This is a genomic window from Acuticoccus kandeliae (genome assembly GCF_003073115.1).
Genome location: NZ_QBBV01000002.1, coordinates 1,382,195 through 1,400,043, shown reverse-complemented (window position 1 = coordinate 1,400,043; position 17,849 = coordinate 1,382,195). Strand labels below are relative to the sequence as shown.

Annotated in this window: 10 protein-coding genes; 8 read left to right on the top strand and 2 right to left on the bottom strand. The window is 69.6% G+C overall.

Annotation, left to right across the window (positions count from 1 at the left end):
- Positions 1-7: 7 nt before the first annotated feature.
- Positions 8-1,033 (bottom strand): ABC transporter substrate-binding protein, encoded by a 1,026-nt coding sequence (locus DBV35_RS19155; protein WP_108661883.1) that lies wholly within the window; start codon positions 1,031-1,033, stop codon positions 8-10.
- 120 nt (positions 1,034-1,153) lie between these two features.
- Here DBV35_RS19155 and DBV35_RS19150 point away from each other — a divergent pair, with 120 nt between their 5' ends.
- Entirely contained in the window at positions 1,154-2,326 is a 1,173-nt protein-coding gene (locus DBV35_RS19150) for an enolase C-terminal domain-like protein (protein WP_108662025.1), read from the top strand.
- A gap of 374 nt (positions 2,327-2,700) precedes the next feature.
- Here the strand turns inward: DBV35_RS19150 and DBV35_RS19145 are convergent, their stop codons facing one another.
- The gene (locus DBV35_RS19145; protein ID WP_108661882.1) at positions 2,701-5,676 is read right to left on the bottom strand and encodes a mechanosensitive ion channel domain-containing protein; all 2,976 of its coding nucleotides are present in this window, start codon (positions 5,674-5,676) and stop codon (positions 2,701-2,703) included.
- A gap of 472 nt (positions 5,677-6,148) precedes the next feature.
- Here DBV35_RS19145 and DBV35_RS19140 point away from each other — a divergent pair, with 472 nt between their 5' ends.
- The 7 genes from DBV35_RS19140 (at position 6,149) to DBV35_RS19110 (ending at position 17,809) form a co-directional block, all read left to right on the top strand.
- Positions 6,149-7,225, top strand: a complete 1,077-nt coding sequence (locus tag DBV35_RS19140; protein ID WP_157961857.1) for an extracellular solute-binding protein — start codon at positions 6,149-6,151, stop codon at positions 7,223-7,225.
- An 11-nt stretch (positions 7,226-7,236) separates the two neighbouring features.
- The gene (locus tag DBV35_RS19135; protein WP_108661880.1) at positions 7,237-8,601 is read left to right on the top strand and encodes a transporter substrate-binding domain-containing protein; all 1,365 of its coding nucleotides are present in this window, start codon (positions 7,237-7,239) and stop codon (positions 8,599-8,601) included.
- A gap of 93 nt (positions 8,602-8,694) precedes the next feature.
- Complete coding sequence (locus DBV35_RS19130) at positions 8,695-8,958, top strand: DUF7218 family protein (protein ID WP_108662024.1); 264 nt, start codon at positions 8,695-8,697, stop codon at positions 8,956-8,958.
- 8 nt (positions 8,959-8,966) lie between these two features.
- Positions 8,967-9,899 (top strand): non-homologous end joining protein Ku, encoded by a 933-nt coding sequence (gene ku, locus DBV35_RS19125; protein ID WP_108661879.1) that lies wholly within the window; start codon positions 8,967-8,969, stop codon positions 9,897-9,899.
- Positions 9,900-9,912: 13 nt separating this feature from the next.
- Positions 9,913-12,507 carry a DNA ligase D gene (gene ligD, locus DBV35_RS19120; protein WP_157961856.1) on the top strand — a complete coding sequence of 865 codons (2,595 nt, stop codon included), beginning with the start codon at positions 9,913-9,915 and terminating at the stop codon, positions 12,505-12,507.
- A gap of 171 nt (positions 12,508-12,678) precedes the next feature.
- The gene (locus DBV35_RS19115) at positions 12,679-14,151 is read left to right on the top strand and encodes an alpha,alpha-trehalose-phosphate synthase (UDP-forming) (RefSeq protein WP_108661877.1); all 1,473 of its coding nucleotides are present in this window, start codon (positions 12,679-12,681) and stop codon (positions 14,149-14,151) included.
- A 274-nt stretch (positions 14,152-14,425) separates the two neighbouring features.
- On the top strand, positions 14,426-17,809 hold the full coding sequence (locus DBV35_RS19110) for a glycosyltransferase (RefSeq protein ID WP_157961855.1): 3,384 nt from the start codon (positions 14,426-14,428) through the stop codon (positions 17,807-17,809).
- Positions 17,810-17,849 lie beyond the last annotated feature (40 nt).

Here is a 17,849-nt window from a genome sequence, read left to right as displayed (position 1 = left end):
GATCCGGTCAGCGCTGCGACCCGATCTCCTCGTCCCACCGCTTCAGGAGGTGGGTGCGCGTCTCGGCCGAGCCATACTTCGCGAAGTCGTAGTCGATGAGCTTGGTGTCATCGAGGCTCGGCGCCTCGGGGGAAGGGGCGACGGCCTTGTTTGCCTGGATCTGGAAGGCCCCGGCCGCGAGGGCGAGGCCCTGCGCCTCGGCGGTGAGCGCCCAGTCGTAGAACTGCTTGGCGGTCTCCTCGTTCGGGCCGCCCTTGATGAGGCTCATGGAGCCGATCTCGTAGCCGGTCCCGTCGGAGGGGGCGACGGCCTTCACCGGGAAGCCGGCGGCGGCCTGCTGGATCACGTCGTGCAGGAAGGCGATGCCGATGCCGGTTTCGCCGAGCGCGGCGGCGCGGATGCCGGCAGTGCCGGACTGGGTGTACTCGCTGATATTGTCGTCGATGCGCTTCAGGTACGCGAACGCCTCGTCCTCGCCATAGAGCTGCACGAGCGTCGCGAGCGCGGTGTAGGCCGTGCCAGAGGTGTTCGGGTTCGCGACCTGGATCTCGCCCTCATACTCGCCCTTCTCGAGGTCGCTCCAGGCGAGCGGCGGGTCGAGGCCTTCGCGCTCGAAGAATTCAGTGTTGTAGCCCCAGCCGAGGACGCCCGAGTAGATGCCGATCGTCTTGTAGCCGGCGGTCTCGGCCTGCTGGATCGCCCAGTCGTGCAGCTCGGACGCGTTCGGCGAGTGATACTCGACCGTGAGATCGTCCTGCGCGGCCTGGATGTGCGCGTCGCCCGAACCGCCCCACCACACGTCCGCCTGGGGGTTCGAGGCTTCGGCGCGGATCTGCGCGAGTGCGGCGCCGGTGTCCTTGCGCTGCATCGCGACCGGCACGCCGGTCTTCTGGGTGAATGCCGAGGCGGTCGCCTCGCACCACGATTGTTGGGCACTGCAATAGACGACGAGGTTCTGCGCCGACGCCACGCCGCTCGCGAGTGCGAGCAGGCTGACGGTGGACGCAAGAAGCACGTGCTTAGTACGGACCATCGGTTCCTCCCGTGAAATCTGTCCGTTGGCCAGGGCGAAGGGTTGTGTCCCCGCTCCGATTATCATTATCGTTATCGAGATCGTCGGGTTCCGCAACCCCCTTTGGACAAAGAGACCGAAATGAGTGTGATCGAACGTGTCGAGGTGACAGGCTTCGAGTATGTCGTCCCCGACCTTGCGCTGGACGATGGCGGCTTCAACATCGTCTGCGCGCCCGGCAAGAGCCACCGCATGGTGCGCCACGCGATCACCATCCACGACAGCGACGGGGTGGTGGGCGAATATGTGACCGGGTGGGGCGGCACGGCCGCCGCGATCGCGCAGGTTCTCCAGCTCGCCCCGATGCTGATCGGGCGCAACCCGCTCCATCGCGAGGCGATCTACGCCCACTTCCGCTACGGCCTGCGCCAGACCGACATGATGGGGATCGGGCTCCTCGACATCCCGCTCTGGGATCTCGCGGGCAAGGCCTATGGCGCGTCCATCGCGACGCTGCTCGGCGGCGACAAGACGCGCGTCACCGCCTATGCGAGCACCCTCCACGGCGACCGCAACGGGCGGCTCGACAGCCCCGAGGCCTACGTGGAGTTCGCCGAGGAGTGCCGCTCGCTCGGCTACACCGCCTTCAAGGTGCACGGCTTCAGCGAGGGGGATCCGGACGAGGAGAGCCGGACCGTGAGCCTCCTCGGCAAGCGCTTCGGCGGGGAGATGAAGCTGATGCTCGACCCCTCGTGCGACCTGCGCACCTTCGCGCACGCCCTCCAGGTCGGCCGCGCCTGCGACGAGGCGAACTTCATGTGGATCGAGGATCCCTATCGCGACAATGGCGTCTCCCAGCACGGGGCGAAGCGGCTGAAATCCTTCATCAAGACGCCGCTCCTCATGACCGAGCACGTGCGCGGGCTCGAGCAGAAGGCCGACTTCATCGTCGCCGGGGCGACCGACTATGTGCGGGCCGACCCCGAGTTCGACCTCGGCATCACCGGCACGATGCGCATCGCCCACCTCGCCGAATCGTTCGGCCTCGATTGCGAGCTGCACTCCTGCGGGCCGGCGCAGCGCCACTGCATGGCCGCGATCCGCAACACGAATTTCTACGAGACGACCCTCGTCGGCCCCGGCATGAAGAACGCGCTGCCGGCGATCTACACCTGCGGCTACAGCGACGATCTCGACGCGATCGCTCCGGACGGGACCTTCCCGGTCCCCTCCGGCCCCGGCCTCGGCGTCAGCTACGATTGGGAGCGGATCCGCGCGAACAAGGTCATGCACGAGACCTTCAAGGCCGCCTGAAGGCGCAAAGGCCGCGGCCCCGCTGGGGATGCGGCCATCCGCTCACCCCATGTTCACCAATGAACTGGTATCTCCACGCCGTATGCGACGCGAATCGGCGGAACGTCGTTTCGCTTAGCAGCAGCGATTGCGAGAGGAGAGCCGCGAGCCGCCATGCCCCACTGTGCGGGGTAGCAGGCGCGAAGCCTCTTCCGCCGGGACAGCGTCCCGGTGCGGAAAACAGCGGCACCACCCCTTCACCTTCGGGCCGATGCCACCGCGGTGGCCGGTCTGGAACGCGCCTCGCTCAGTCCAAATCGGATTGAGCGAGAAAGGCGTGTCCCCGCCATTGATCCGGCGCGATTGCGCTTCGCTCAGGTCGGTCCAACCGGAGCCTAGAACGACTCCTCGTCGTCGTTCCCCTGCGCCATCTCGATCGCGTCGCCGACCCAGTCCTCTTCGTTCTGGGGGAGCGCCTTGCGCGCGCCCTCGATCGGGGCGGCCGGGGCCTTCGGCTCGCGCGGGTTCATCGCGAACATGTGCACGTCGCGCTGCGGGAAGGGGATCGAGATCCCCGCCTCGTTGAAGCGGCGCCAGATCTGCGTCAGCACCTCGCTGCGGATCGTGAAGCCGCTCATCGAGCCGCGCAGGTCGATATAGTAGCAGATCCGCAGGTTGATGGCGGAGTCGGCGAAGTCGTCCGTCGTCACCATCGGCGCTGGCGAGCGCAAGACGCCCGGATGCTTGTCGAGCACGTCGACCACCACCTTGATGGCGTCCTCCGGATCGTCCGAATACGAGATCCCGACCGACAGGATCACGCGCATCATGGAGTTGGTGCGCGTCCAGTTGGTGAACGTGTCGGAGATCAGCGCCGAGTTCGGCACGATGAGGTCGAACTCGTCGAACGTCTTCAGCCGCATGGAGCGGATGCCGATCTGGCTCACGGTGCCGGAATTGGCGCCGACGGTCACGATGTCGCCGAGGCGCAGCGGGCGCTCCACGAGGAGGAGGAGGCCCGAGATGAAGTTGTTCACGACATTCTGCATGCCGAAACCGATACCGACACCGAGGGAGGCGGCGAACACCGTCAGGGTCGTCACGTCGAAGCCGACGATGGTGAGCGTCACGAGGATGCCGATGACGACCACGACATATTGCGCGAACACCGAGAGGCTCTGGCGGATGCCGATGTCCTTCAGGCGGCCGAACACGACGGTGTAGGCGACGCGGCGGCACCAGGCGCCGAGCCAGAAGACGAACACCAGCGCCGCGATCGCGATGATGACGCTGCCGACGCTGTAGGCCGAGGATTCGACGCTGAAGAGCTGGTAGTTCCACACCGCGAGGAACTGGCGGATGCCCGGCGTCTCGGCCGTCCACTGGAAGATGCGCGCGGTGACGCCGATCGCGACGGCGGAAAGGAAGACCTGCCCCGCGCGCGTCAGCGGCTGGAGGAAGTTCGAGCGCACGAAGAAGGCGCGCGCCGGATCCTTGGCGCGGGCCCGCGCGGCGAAGCCCTCCATGATGTCGTTGAGGACGCCGAGGGCGAGGGCGAGGGCGGCGGCGATGCCGATCGCGATCGCGAGATTCTCCATCATCATCGCCGCGAGGTTCGTGTAGCCCGCGAGGCCGGCGACGCCGGTCGCGATCATCGCGGCCGGCGGCAGGAGCGACAGGAGGCCCGCGACCCACTGGCGGATGCGGCCATAGGAGCTGCGCTCGGCCGAGGAGGCGAAGAAGAAGACGAAGAGGAGTAGCGGCAGGCCGCTCAGCACGAAGACGGAGTAGGCGAGGCGGTTGATCGCGGACTGCGTCGAGGGGAGGAGGTGCACCTCGTCGAGCACGACATAGGCGAACACCACGATCGTCGTCAGGATCATCGCGACTTCGGTGCAGCGCGTGATGATGCGGCCGATCCGCCGCTGGCCGCCGACCGTGCGGCGCGAGACGATGACCTGGGTGAGGTCGCGCAGGAGCGCCGCCGCGGCCGGGATGATGAGGATCATCAGCACCGCGACCGCGGTGTTGTACGAGATCGAGAAGATCTGCGTGAAGATCCACCAGATGCCCGCCGGGGCGAGCCAGAAGAGGTTGCGCCGCAGCACCTCCAGCGGCACCGCCGTCGCGCGCGTCGCCTCGGCCGAGACGAAGCGCTTCAGGAGGCTGCGCCGCAGCCACGCGACGATCACGATGAACGCGATCACCGCCGCGCCGAACGCGGTCAGCCGCTTCTGGTCGGCGACCTTGAGGGCTGTCTCCACCTCGGTGAGGCGGCCGTCATAGATCGACTGGAGCTTGTTCGGGAGGGCGGTGATCTCGGTCTTGATCCGCTCGCGCGCGGCATAGTCGGTGCGCGCGGTCTCGCGGTTCATCAGGAGGGCGCGCTCGCGCACGGCGCTCTCCCGCGCAAGGTTCGCGCGGGTGCGGGCGACGTCCTCGCGCAGATCCCCGAGCTCGGTCGCCTGGATGGCGAGGAGATCATTGAGGCCGCGGATGCGGATGCGCAGCGCATCGTTGACTGCGTTCGCGTCACGCGGTTCGCCCAGAATGCGCGTGAGATCGGTGAGCGCGTCCTGGTTCGCGACGATGGTGGTGGCGCGCTGCTGCAGCGCGAGGTCCATCTCGTCGAGCCGTTCGATCGCCGAATCGAAGAGGGGGATCGGGATCGACGGCTCGTTCGGCAGCGTCTTCAGCGCGGCGAGCGTGCCGCGCGCCTCGATGAGGGTCACGTCGGTGACGCGCGCGGTGGAGCGCAGCAGCGTCTCGTCCGAGCGCAGGCGCAGGAGATTTCGGCGCTGCACCGCGGCCGGGTTCGATTCGGTGATGCTCGACGCCTCGTTGGAGAGGGCGAGGGCGGACTGGGAGAGCTGGTCGACGAGCGCGTTCAGCCGCACGATGATCGGCGCGTCCTCGTCCGGGTTCACCCCGTCGATCGCGTCGAGCGTCATGAGGCCCTGGATGATCGACAGCTGCTCCTGGCGCAGGCTGAGATATTCGGAGGAGAGGCCCTGATAGCGCGTCAGGAGGTCAAGGATCTTGCCCTGGACGTCACGGATGCGGCTGCGCCAGTCGAGCGTCTCCTCGTCCATGATGCCGGAGAGGGTGTCGCGCGGATTGCTGCGGATCTCCGCCGTCGCGGCCACGATCGCGGCGTTCAACGTGTCGAAGCGCTCGCTCTGCTCGGTGAGGCGATGGGCGAGGGTCAGGAGGCGGGTGGAGGCGATGTCCACCTCGAACTGCGCCTGCTGCAGGTTCTCGAAGGTGATGGGGGTCGATTCGTCGAACGTGTTCAGCTGGTCGACGATGCGGGCGTTCTCGTCGGTCTGCTGCTGGACCGCCACCTCGAGATTGCGCAGATCCCGCTCCATGGTGAGGAGCTGGGAGCGCAGCGTTATGAGACCATTTGTCTGTGCGAGGGCCGGTTGGGACAGAGCCGCCAGCGCGAGGATTGAAACAACCGCGACGCACACGGCAACAAAGGATCTCGTAACGGCCATACAACACTCGTAACGCAAAACAGCGACGGTCGGCCAACCGGCACAGTGCTCCCATGCCGGACAGTGGCCTTGTGACGTTCGTACCAAGGGGTCTAGGACGGTTTGATGAGGGAGACAACCGGCCGGACCCGTGGTGCAGGGTCGCTTTGACGTGAGGCGACACTTTGCCGAGACTGCCAATCGGTCCAAGAGCTGCCGGGCGATGAACGAGAGTGTGTGGATGTTGCGTATGCGCAGATTGATAACTTTGGCCCTGATTGTCGCATGTCCGGTGCTAGCCCGGGCGGACGATCTGACCCTCGCCTGTCTCAACATCGGACGATCGGTCGATGCCTGCCGGGACATGGCGGTCCGGTTCGAGCGCAACACCGGCCACAATGTCCGCGTCGTGTCGGCGAGCGTCGACGGGCGGGCCGCGCTCGACAATTATCGCACGCTGATGGACGTCGGCAGCCCGCGTCTCGACGTGATCCAGCTCCCCGAGGCGTGGATCCCGGCCCTTGCCGACGGCCTCGCGGTGATCGACGCGGCGCCCTCCGACGCGGCCTCGTCCGAAGCGCTGATGAAGCTCGGCATCCATCGCGAGCGGCAGGTCGCCTGGCCGCAGCAGGTCGCGGTAACGCTCCTCTACATGCGCAACGAGCTCGTCAACGAGGCGCGGCCGGACGACTGGTCCGACGTGCGCGGCAGCCTGTTGAGCGCGCGTGACGACACGGCGGAGGGCCTCGCCTTCGGCGGCGCGGGGGCGACGATGTTCCCCCTCTTCGTCGACTGGGTCTACAGCTTCGGCGTGCGCGATCTCAACGACCGGCCGCAGCTCGTCGCCGCGCTCCAGCTTCTCAATGACACGATCGGCACGATCGCCGCGCCCGGCCTCGTCGAGACGACGGCATCGAGCGCGCTCGATTCCTTCGTGAAGGGCAATATCGGCGCGCTCGTCGGCCGCTCCACGATGGGGCAGGCGATCTCCGCCTCCGATATCGCATCGCAGGTCGCGACCTTCGTGCGCCCCAACGCAACCGATGAGATGACCGACACGCCGCGCCTCGTCTCCACCTGGCTCGTCGGCGTGCCGCGCTTCTCGCCGCACCAGGACGCGGCGCGCGAGCTTGCCGCCTTCATGGTCTCGGAGGAGGAGCAGCGCCGCGCGGCGATCGGCTTCGGCCTCGCCCCGGCGCGCATGGCGCTCTACGACGATCCCGAGGTGCGTGGGCTGAGCCCCGTGATGGAGCAGATCGCGGCCAATGTGGACAACCTCGTCCCGCTGCCGGTGCCCTATTTCGGCAGCACCTATCTGGAGGTCGCCGACCAGGTGGCCGAGGCCGTGCGCGCGATGCTGCGCGGCGAGGCCGACCCGCCCGCGACGGCGGCCGTGATCGTCCGCATGATCCGCAGCGCGCTGCGCCGGGCGAACACGTGAGGAGACCCGTGATGCGTATTCTGGCCGTCCTCCTCGCCCTCGGGCTCGCCTTCCCCGCGCTCGCCCAGTCGACCGCCCCCGCGCCCGCCGCCACCACCGAGGCCCCGCCCGACAACGACGCGACCATGGTCGCCCCGGCTCGGGCCGCTACCCCAGCGCCGCAAGCCGAAGCCGCACAGGAGGCGGACGCCGCCCCGGCCGGTACGGCGCAGACCGGCGCCGCACCGGCGGCGACCGAGGCGCAGAGCACGGAAGGCGCGGCCCAGCCCGCAAACCCGGCCCCTGCCGCCACCACGGCCGAGACGCAGCCGGCCCAAGCCACACCCGCCACCGGGACCGCGGCGACGCAGCCGGCCGAGGCGGCACCCGCCACCGGGACCGCCACGGCGCAGCCGGCCGAGGCGGTACCCGCCGCCGCGACGGCCGAAACGCAGCCGACCGGGGCCGCGCCCGCGACGGGGCCGGCCGAGGCGCAGCCTGAAGGACCGGCACCCGCCACCGCGGCCACCGAGGCGCAACCCGCACCGGAGGCCACGACCGAGGCCGCACCCGCGCCCGCGCCCGCGCCCGCGCCTGCCGCGGCCGAGGCGACCGCAGAGGGGGCGCCGCCCGCCGTCGCGAGCGAGGCCGCCGCCGCGCCTGCGCGCAAGCGGACGCTGAATGTCGGGGTGCTCGTCGATTCGCCGCCCTTCAGCGCCGTCACGCGCTATGGCAGCCGGACCGGGTTCGACATCGACTTCGCGGGGGCGCTCTGCGAGGTCGCGAACTTCCAGTGCCGCCACATCCCGCTGACGGCGGAGGACATGATCCCGGCGCTGCTCGACCGGCGCATCGACGCCGTGCTCGCCTCGCCGCTGGTCTCGCCCAACAACAACACGACGGTGAAATACACCGACCCGTACCTGCGCCTCGCGATCCGCTTCGTCGCCCCGCGCAGCGCCTCGCGCGATCTCGAGACGGGTGATTCGGCCGTCTATGGCGCGCTGATCGGGACGGCGCAGGCCGCCTATCTCACCACCACCTATCCGCGTCCGGGCTCCGTCCAGCTCTATCCGAACACCGAGGGGATGTGGATCGACCTCGCCCTCCATCGTCTCGACGCGGTCCTCGCCCCGGCCATCACGGCCCGGCGCGAGTTCCTGTCGACGCCGATCGGCGAGCCCTTCCGCTTCGTGAACCCCTCCGGCGACCGGCACGAGGCGCTCTCGCGCCTCGCGGTCATCGCCGTGCGGGAAGGGGACGACACGCTCCGCCTCGCGCTCAACCAGGCGATCCGGGACGTCCTCGCCTCGCAGGACTTCACCGACATGATCAACGACCACCTGGACCGCGGCCTCGCCACGATCCCGAGCGCGACGCCGACCGAAGGGGGTTGACAAAGGGGCCGGAACGAATCGCTGATTTTCCGGTTAGTGATTCGTTCTGCGGAACGGATGCGGTCCGTCCGCGCCACGGCGAAAGGGACGACGATGCCCAGACGTGATCCTGGCCCCTCCATCAAGGACGACGACACCTACGAGGCGCTGCGCCGCGACGGCGCCAGCAAGGAGAAGGCCGCGCGCATCGCCAACGCGAAGGCGGCGGGCGGCAAGCCCTCCAAGAAGGGCGGCAAGGCCGCGCCCTACGATTCGTGGTCGCGCGACGACCTCTACAAACGCGCCCGCGAGATCGGCATCGACGGCCGGTCCAAGATGTCGAAGGGCGAGCTCGTCCACGCTCTGCGCACCCACTAGGTGCGGCGATGGCAGCTCCCCGCGCCTACTGGAAGGGCCACATCCGCCTCGCGCTCGTGAGCTTTCCCGTCCGCCTCTACGCGGCGGTGACGCAGACCGAGCGAATCGCCCTCCACCGCATCCACCGCGACACGCATGAGCGCATCCGCATGCAGAATGTCGTGCCGGGCGACGGCCCGGTCGAGCGTGACGACGTGGTGATGGGCTACGAATATCAGCGGGACAAATATATCCCCGTCGAGGAGGACGAGCTCGACGCGCTGGACGTGGAGTCCAAGCACACGATCGACCTCTCCCATTTCGTTGACCTGTCCGACATCGACCCGATCTATTTCGACAAGCCCTATTTCATGGCCCCCGACGGGGACATCGCGACGGAAGCCTTCGTCACCATCCGCGACGCGCTGCGGCACGCGAAGAAGGTGGCGCTCGGCCAGATCGTGCTGTCGCGGCGGGAGCGGATCGTCGCCATCCAGCCCTGCGGCAAGGGTCTCCTCATGGAGGCGCTGCGCTGGGCCGACGAGGTGCGCGAGGCCGACGCCTATTTCGACGACATCGCGAACGTGAAGGTCTCGTCCGACCAGGTCGAGATGGCCGAGAGCCTCATCAAGGCGCGTGCCGGCGCGTTCGAGCCGGAAAAGTTCGTCGACAGCTACCAGGAGGCGCTGCGCGCGCTCATCAATCAGAAGCTGAAGGGCAAGGAGGCCGCGCCCGCCGAGCCTGAGCGCAAGGCCAAGGGCTCCAACGTCATCAACCTGATGGATGCGCTGAAGGCGAGCCTCGACGACGACAAGGGCGGCAAGTCCTCCGCGCGGACCCGCACCTCGCGCGCCGCGTCCGGGTCGGGCACGGTGAAGAAGAGCCGCGCCGCGCCGGCGAAGGCGAAGACGACGCGCACGACGGCGAAGTCCAGCGGCGGACGCCAGAAGAAGTCGGCCTGACGGGGCGATCGCCGTGCCGCTCGACCGCTACCGCGAGAAGCGCGACTTTACCAAGACGCCGGAGCCGCCGCCCCGGCGTGCGCCGCGCCGCGCCAAGCGCGCCGCGCCCCTGCGTTTCGTTATCCAGAAGCACGACGCGACGCGCCTCCATTACGACTTCCGGCTCGAGCTCGACGGGGTGCTGAAATCCTGGGCCGTCACGCGCGGGCCGAGCCTCGATCCGGCCGACAAGCGCCTCGCCGTCGAGACCGAGGATCACCCGATCGACTATACGTCCTTCGAGGGGATCATCCCGGAAGGCGCCTATGGCGGCGGCACCGTGATGCTGTGGGACGAGGGCACCTGGGCGATGGCGGACGGCAAGGACGCGCAGGAGGGGCTGAAGGCGGGGGCGCTCACCTTCGACCTTCACGGCAGCCGCCTCTCCGGCCGCTGGCATCTCCAGCGCTTGAAGGCGGAGGCGAAGCGCCCGCCCCAATGGCTCCTCATCAAGACGAAGGACGATGCGGCGGAGGAGAACGGCAAGCCCGTCATCGAGCGCTTCACAAAGAGCGTGCGGAGCGGGCGCACGATGCGCGCCATCGCCAAGGGCGACACTGTGCTCGACGTCTCCGACAAGGCTAAGGCGAAGCCGCGCGCGAGCGCGAAGGAGAGCCGGGCGAAGCCGAAAGCCACCAAGGCGAAGGCGAAGACGGCTGACGAGCCGGCGATCACGCTGCCCCCCTTCGTCGCCCCGATGCTGTGCCGCTCGCGCACCACCCCGCCGAAGGGGGACGGGTGGCTCGCGGAGGTGAAATATGACGGCTACCGCGCGATCCTGCGCGCCGAGGCCGGCGAGGTCGCGATCCTGACGCGCAGCGGGCAGGACTGGACGGAGCGTTTCGCCGACATCGCAGACGACGCCAAGGCGCTCGCCAAGCGCGGCGCGATGCTCGACGGCGAGATCGTGGTGTTCGACGCGGACGGGCGCACCAGCTTCAACGCCCTTCACGGTATGGTGCGGGCGGATGGCGCCGTGGCCGCGACCTATGTCGCCTTCGATCTCCTCTTCCTCGACGGCAAGGACATGCGCGACGAGCCGATCGAGGCGCGCAAGGCGGCGCTCGGCAAGCTCGTGCGCGGCCTCCATTCGATCCGCTTCGGCGACCATGTCGCGGGCGGCAAGCAGGAGGCGCTGTTCGAGCGGGCGCGCGCGCTCGGCCTCGAAGGCATCATCGCCAAGCGCGCGGGGAGCGTCTACCGCTCCGGCCGTCACGATGCGTGGGTGAAGGTGCGCGCGGTCCACACCCACGCCTTCGTCATCGGCGGCTACACGACGAGCGCTGACGGCTCGCTCGGCGCGCTGCTCGTCGGGGCGCGGGGGGAGGAGGGACTGGTCCCCGTCGGCCGCGTCGGCACCGGCTTTTCCGCCGCCGAGTCGCGCGCGCTCCTCTCCGATCTGAAGGACCGGGCGACGCGCAAGAGCCCGTTCAGCGGCCCGGTCGCCGGGCGTGGCCACCAGTTCGTGCGGCCGGACCTCGTCGCGGAGGTCGACTATCTCACCATCACCGGCGACGGTGCGCTCCGCCATCCGGTCTATCGCGGACGCGCCGCGATGGATCCGGACGAGGTGTGGCTGCCGTCCGATCACCCGGCCGCCGCCATCGACCGCGCGCCCGCGCCGCCGCCCGCCTCGCCCAGCACGGCAAGACGGCCGGCGCGCGCCAGGAGCACCCCGGCACGGCGCAAAGAGACGCTGGAGACGAACATGGACACATTCTACGGCGTCTCGCTCAGCCACCCCGAAAAGGTGCTCTTCCCCGAGCAGAACGTCACCAAGGCGGCGCTCGCCGCGCACTATCAGGCCCACATGGACCTGATGCTGCCGCATGTCGTCGACCGGCCGCTCACCCTCGTGCGCTGCCCGCAGGGGCGCGCCGCCAAATGCTTCTACCAGCGCCACCCGGAGGGCCTGCCGGAGGCGATGTCGCGCGATATCGGCGAGGATGACGGCGCGGCGATCGTCGTGCGCGAGGCGGCCGACATCATCGAGCTCGTGCAGAAGGGGGTGCTCGAGATCCACCTGCGCGGCGCGCGGGCTGACAAGCCGGACCGGCCGGACCGCCTCGTCTTCGACCTCGACCCCGGCGAGGGCCTCTCCTTCGGGGCGGTGAAGGCGGCGGCGGTGGACCTGCGCGACAAGCTCGCCGGCCTCGACCTTCAGTCCTTCGTCAAGACGACGGGCGGGAAGGGGCTCCACGTCGTCCTCCCGATCGAGCGGCGCACGCCGTGGGACGAGGCGAAGGCGTGGACCCGCGCGATCGCCGCCGAGATGGCGGACGCGGAGCCCTCCCGCTTCCTCATCAACATGAAGAAGGACAAGCGGCACGGGAAAATCTTCATCGACTATCTGCGCAACGACGTGAAATCGTCCGCCGTCGCCCCATACTCCACGCGGGCGCGGGAGAGCGCGCCCTTCGCCGTGCCCGTCAGCTGGGACGATCTCGCGGCGCTGGAGGCGCCAAATGGCTTCCATGTCGGCGATGTCGTGACCGACAATCCCTGGGCAAGCATGGACGCGGTGCGCCAGCGTCTCACCGCCCACCACCTCAAGGCGATCGGCAAATAATCTGCCGCCCCGGCGGCGAAAGCTGACATTTCCTGGTCAGATTGCGTTAGCCGGGGATGATCATTCCATCTATTTGATCTTTCGGGGTAGATTTTCCCCCGGAAGCCAGAACCAAGCTTCCCACGGCAGCGTTCCATCCAAGAAGACGAATTCCCTTTTTCGGGTTGCGCTATGGTCGGGACTTGGACGCTCGGTGAAGTCGGTTCGGCAAGGGACACGGCACGGGAGACGGCGCGCGCCATCACGCCCCGGCTGGAGCTGGAGGGGCGTCTCATCGCCGTGTCGAACCGCGTCGCGCGTCCCTCCGCCACCACGAGCCCCGGCGGCCTTGCCCAGGCGCTCGGTGACGCGCTCCATGTGCGCGGCGGGACGTGGATCGGCTGGTCCGGCAATCTCGTCGCCGACGCCGCGTCCGCCGAGTTCGACCTTCTCGCCGAGGGCGAGATCGTCTACGGCCTTCTCGACCTCCCGGCGGAGGATTTCCAGGGCTTCTACGAGGGGTACGCCAACGGCGTCCTGTGGCCGGTCTTTCACGGGCGGCCGGACCTCAGCGTGCACGAGGCCGGGGACTATGCCGCCTACCAGGCGGTGAACCGGGCCTTCGCCGACGCGATCGCGCGGGTCGCGGGTCGAGACGACACGATCTGGGTCCACGACTATCATTTCCTCCCCCTCGGCGGACTTCTGCGCGAGCGGGGGATTCCCTCCTGTGTCGGCCTCTTCCTCCACATCCCGTTCCCGCACACGGGCGTCTTCCGCACGATCCCGGAGGCGGAGGCCATCGCCCGCGCGATGATGGGGTACGACACGATCGGCGTGCAGACGACGCGCGACGCGCGCAACCTCGCCGAGACGCTGGCGGCGATGGGTGAGGGAACGCTCCTGCGCCGTGGCGAGGGGTACGAGGTGTTCGTGTTCGGCGAGCATGTGCGCATCATGCCGCTGCCGATCGGCATCGACGTCGCCGGCCTTCGCGACGTGGTGAGCGCGCCGCCGCCCGCCGCCGTGTCGAGCTTCTGCCGCACCCTTGGCGGGCGGCGCTCGCTGATCGGGATCGACCGGCTCGACTATTCGAAGGGCCTGCCGCAGAAGCTCCAGGGCTTCTACCGTTACCTCCAGACCGACCCGCGCCGGGCCGACAAGGTGGTGATGACGCAGATCGCGCCGATCTCGCGCGGCACCGTCCCCGCCTACGAGAAGACGCGGCGGGAGGTGGAGGCGATCGCGGGGGGCATCGCCGGTGAGTTCACCTCGCTCACCCACAATCCGCTGAATTTCCTGACGCGCGCAGTCGACCGCGCCACGGTCGCCCACCTCATGGCGCGCGCCGATGTCGGCCTCGTCACCCCGATCGCGGACGGGATGAACCTCGTCGCGAAGGAGTTCGTCGCCGTGCAGGATCCGGCGGATCCGGGTGTCCTCATCCTCTCCGAGTTCGCCGGCGCGGCCGAGGCGATGACATCGGCCCTTCTCGTCAACCCGCACGATATCGAGGCCGTCGCAGCGGCCATCGAGACCGCGCTCGCAATGCCGCGCGAACAGCGGCGCGAGCGCCATTTCAGCCTGATGGAGGTGATCCACGACACCGACATCTCCCGCTGGACCGAGCGCTGCCTCACCGAACTTGCGACGGCGGCCGACTGACGCTCGCCGGCCGCGCGGGAACCCTCTCCCGCCCCGGCGGCCTCCGGCGCATCTCCCACCGGTTTCGCAATCGCTGAGATCCTGCTCACTATAGGGGCGCGGTTGTGGTGGCGGTCGGGTAAGTCTCGCGTTCGCGGGCCCGATGCGGTAACCGCATCCGGATCGCTTCTGGACGTGGATTCTTATGCCGACTTGGAAACGCCGCACGCCGACGCCCGCCGCCGACGTCCCGAGTGCGCCCGACGCGGCGCCCACGGCCGATGAGGCCGATGCCATGACGGAGGCCGGGGAGGGCGAGGCGCCCGCCACGACCCCCGAGACGGCGGAGCCCGCCGCCGAGGCGGCCGCGCCCGAGAGCGAGGCGGCTGAGCCCGCGCCCGCGCCTGAGCCCGCGCCCGCGCCTGAGCCCGCGCCAGAGCTCGTCGCGGACGAGCCGAATTATGTCTCCTACACGCGCCTCGCGGCGCCTGAGGGTGCGCCGTTCGAGGTGGTCGCGTCGCGGGTGGACCGCGTGCTCCTCGCCGCTGCGCCCGGCACGGTGCTGACCCTCGACGGCCAGCCGGCGATGCCCGCCCCGTCGGGCCTGCGCGACGTCGATCTTCTCTCCGACCGCGCGTTCGACGATCTCGCCGCCCACTGGCACGCCTATCATGACGAGGGCGGCTTCGCCGAACTCGGCCGCGACGTCGCGCTCGACTGGCAGGTCGTCGGCGGCCACACCGCCTTCGTGCGCCTCAACATCGCCCGTCGCGGCAGCCTCAACCCGATCGAGATCGCCTATCGCGACCCCGATCTCGGCGAGGCGCTCCCCGTCACGGGCCGCCATGTGCGCTGGCAGGGCCTCTTCGCGGCGCACCGCTGCGTCGTCGAGGTGAAGCTCGAATTCTACGACGCGAGCGACCGCTATCTCGACACCGACGTCGTCCACGTGCCCGAGGCGATCGGCGGCCGCAGCCCCGACGGCTACGCCAAGTGCGGCGAGATCCACGCGGTGCCGCCCTCGACGGCCGCCGTGCGCTTCAAGCTCGGCATCACCCCGCTCGCCGACGCGGACGAGGTCTACGCCTTCTTCACCCACCTCTCGCTCGCCTCCACCACCGAGGCGCCTGCGACGCCCGTCGTGGAGCGCCTCTGCCCGCTCGGCCCCCTCGCGCGGGGCCTGAAGGACGGTTCGCGCGTCCTCCTCGAGGCGGGGCTGCCGGTCCTGTCGCGCGGCGTCGCGCCCCAGCCCGTCATCGTCGAGCACGGCGGCGACGCCCACACGATCGGCGCGCGCCCCGCGCTCGATGGCGTCGCGCGGATCGGGATGAGCGGGCGGATGATCGTCGTCGAGAGCGGGGCCTGGACGGGCGCCGCCTCGGTCATCGTCGACGGCGCGTGGGCGGGGGATATCTTCGCAGCGCCGACCGTCGCCGAGCGGCACGCGGTCCCGGCCGCCGACCGCCTCTTCGACGGGCGGATGCACCGCCTGGAGCTCGTCTCGCCTGCTGGCCGCCTCGCGACCGGCTTCGGCACCGGCCCGCGCTTCGCAACGCCCTGGACGCGGATCGCGGAGGAGGTGCCGGCGCCGCTTCCGGGCTTCAACGCCCCGCTCGCCGAGTACCGCTACCGCGCGCTCGAGGCGCACGCGCGCGCCTGCGCCGACGGCACCGTCTCGCCCTGGCTTCTCGCCAACATGCCGGCCCTCCACCAGGCGCTTGTCCTCGGCCACGAGAAGGCGAGCCCGTTCCCGCTCGTCTTCGCGCAGCCGGATGCGCCAGACGTGTCGGTGGTGATCCCGGTCCACAACGCCTACCGGCTCACCTTCATTGCGCTCGCCGCGCTCCTCTTCGCCCGCTGCGAGGCCTCGTTCGAGGTGATCGTGGTGGATGACGGGTCGAGCGACGAGACGGCCGAGCGCCTCGCCGAGCACGAGGGCCTCGTCGTGGTGCGCCACGCGCGGGCGAAGGGCTTCCTCCACGCCGCGAACGCCGGGGCCGCCAAGGCGCGCGGGCGCTACATCCTCCTCCTCAACAACGACACCGAGGTGACCGCCGGCTGGCTCGACGGCCTCCTCGATGCCTTCGAGGTGTTCCCCGACGCCGGCATCGTCGGCCCGAAGATCATCTATCCCGACGGAATGCTTCAGGACGCGGGCGGGCGGATCGACCACCATGGCGAGCCGACGATGGTCGGGCGCGGTGGCAACGCCTACGACCCGCGCTACGCCTATGCGCGCGATGTGGACTATGTCTCCGGCGCGGCGATGATGGTGGAGGCCGGCCTCTGGCGCGCCGTCGGCGGCTTCTCCGAGGCTTACGCCCCCGCCTACTACGAGGACGTCGACCTCTGCTTCAAGGCGCGCGAGGAGGGGCGGCGCGTGATCTATGTGCCGGCCGCGCTCGTCGTCCATTCCGAGGGCGGCTCGCACGGGGTCGACGAGACGCAAGGGGTCAAGCGCCACCAGGTGCTGAACGCGCCGGTCTTCAAGCGCACCTGGGCGCATCGCCGTCCGCTGCGGATGGACCCCGCACTCGCCCACGATCGCGGCGTCACCGCCCGCGTCCTCTTCCCGCTCCTCGACGTGCCGCGCACCGATATCGACGCCGCGAGCGTCGCCGCGCAGGAGGAGATCCGCCTCATCAAGGCGCTCGGCGCGAAGGTCACGATCCTCCCGCGCAGCCTCGAATATCTGCCGCGCTATACCGAAGCGATGGAGCGGCTCGGCGTCGAGGTGATCTACGCCCCGTTCGCGACCTCGCTGGAGGGCTTCCTCGAAGAGCGCGGGGCCGAGTATGACGCGGTCTACGTGACGCGCTTCCAGGTCGCCGAGGCGCTGCTGCCGGCGGTGCGCCGCTTCGCGCCGGACGCGAAGGTGCTCCTCAACCTCGCCGACCTCCACTTCCTGCGCGAATTGCGCGCCGCGACCGAGGCGGACGATCCGATCTGGATGGAGCGGGCGCGCTCCTATCGCCAGCGCGAGCTCGCGGCGATGCGCGCCTCCGACGTGGTCCTCTCCTATTCCGACGTCGAGACCTCGGTGGTGTTCTCGCACATGGGCCCTGACGTCGCGGTGGCGAAGGTGCCCTGGGTGCAGCGCGTGCGCCCGGACGCGGCGCCGTTCGCGGGGCGCGAGGGGCTCGCCTTCCTCGGCAACTACCGCCATCCGCCGAACGAGGAGGCGGTGCGCTGGTTCGCCGCCAACGTCATGCCGCGCCTCCAGGAGGTGCGCCCCGACATCACCTTCACCGCCTACGGTTCCTACTCGGAGGAGGCGCTCGGCGAGATTCCGGGCGTCATCGTCGGCGGGCACGTCGCCGACCTCGACGCGATGTTCGACAAGCATCGCCTCTTCGTCGCGCCGCTGCGCAGCGGGGCGGGGGTGAAGGGCAAGGTCTTCCAGGCGATGGCCGCCGGCATACCGACGGTGCTGACCCCGATCGCGGCCGAGGGGCTGCCGATCGGCGGGGAGGCCGCGCTCGTCGCCTCGACGGGTGCCGCCTTCGTCGACGCGATCCTATCTGTCTATGACGACGAGGCGCGGTGGGCGGCCGTCGCGGATGGCGCGCGGCGCTTCATCGGGGAGAATTACGGCTTCGAGAAGGGCGTCGAGACGATGCGCGCCGCCTTCGAGGCCGCCGGCCTCTACCTCCCGCCGCCCGAGTGGGCCCGGCGCTGAGGGAACGGGCCGGGACAATCACACCGAGGACCATCGTGCG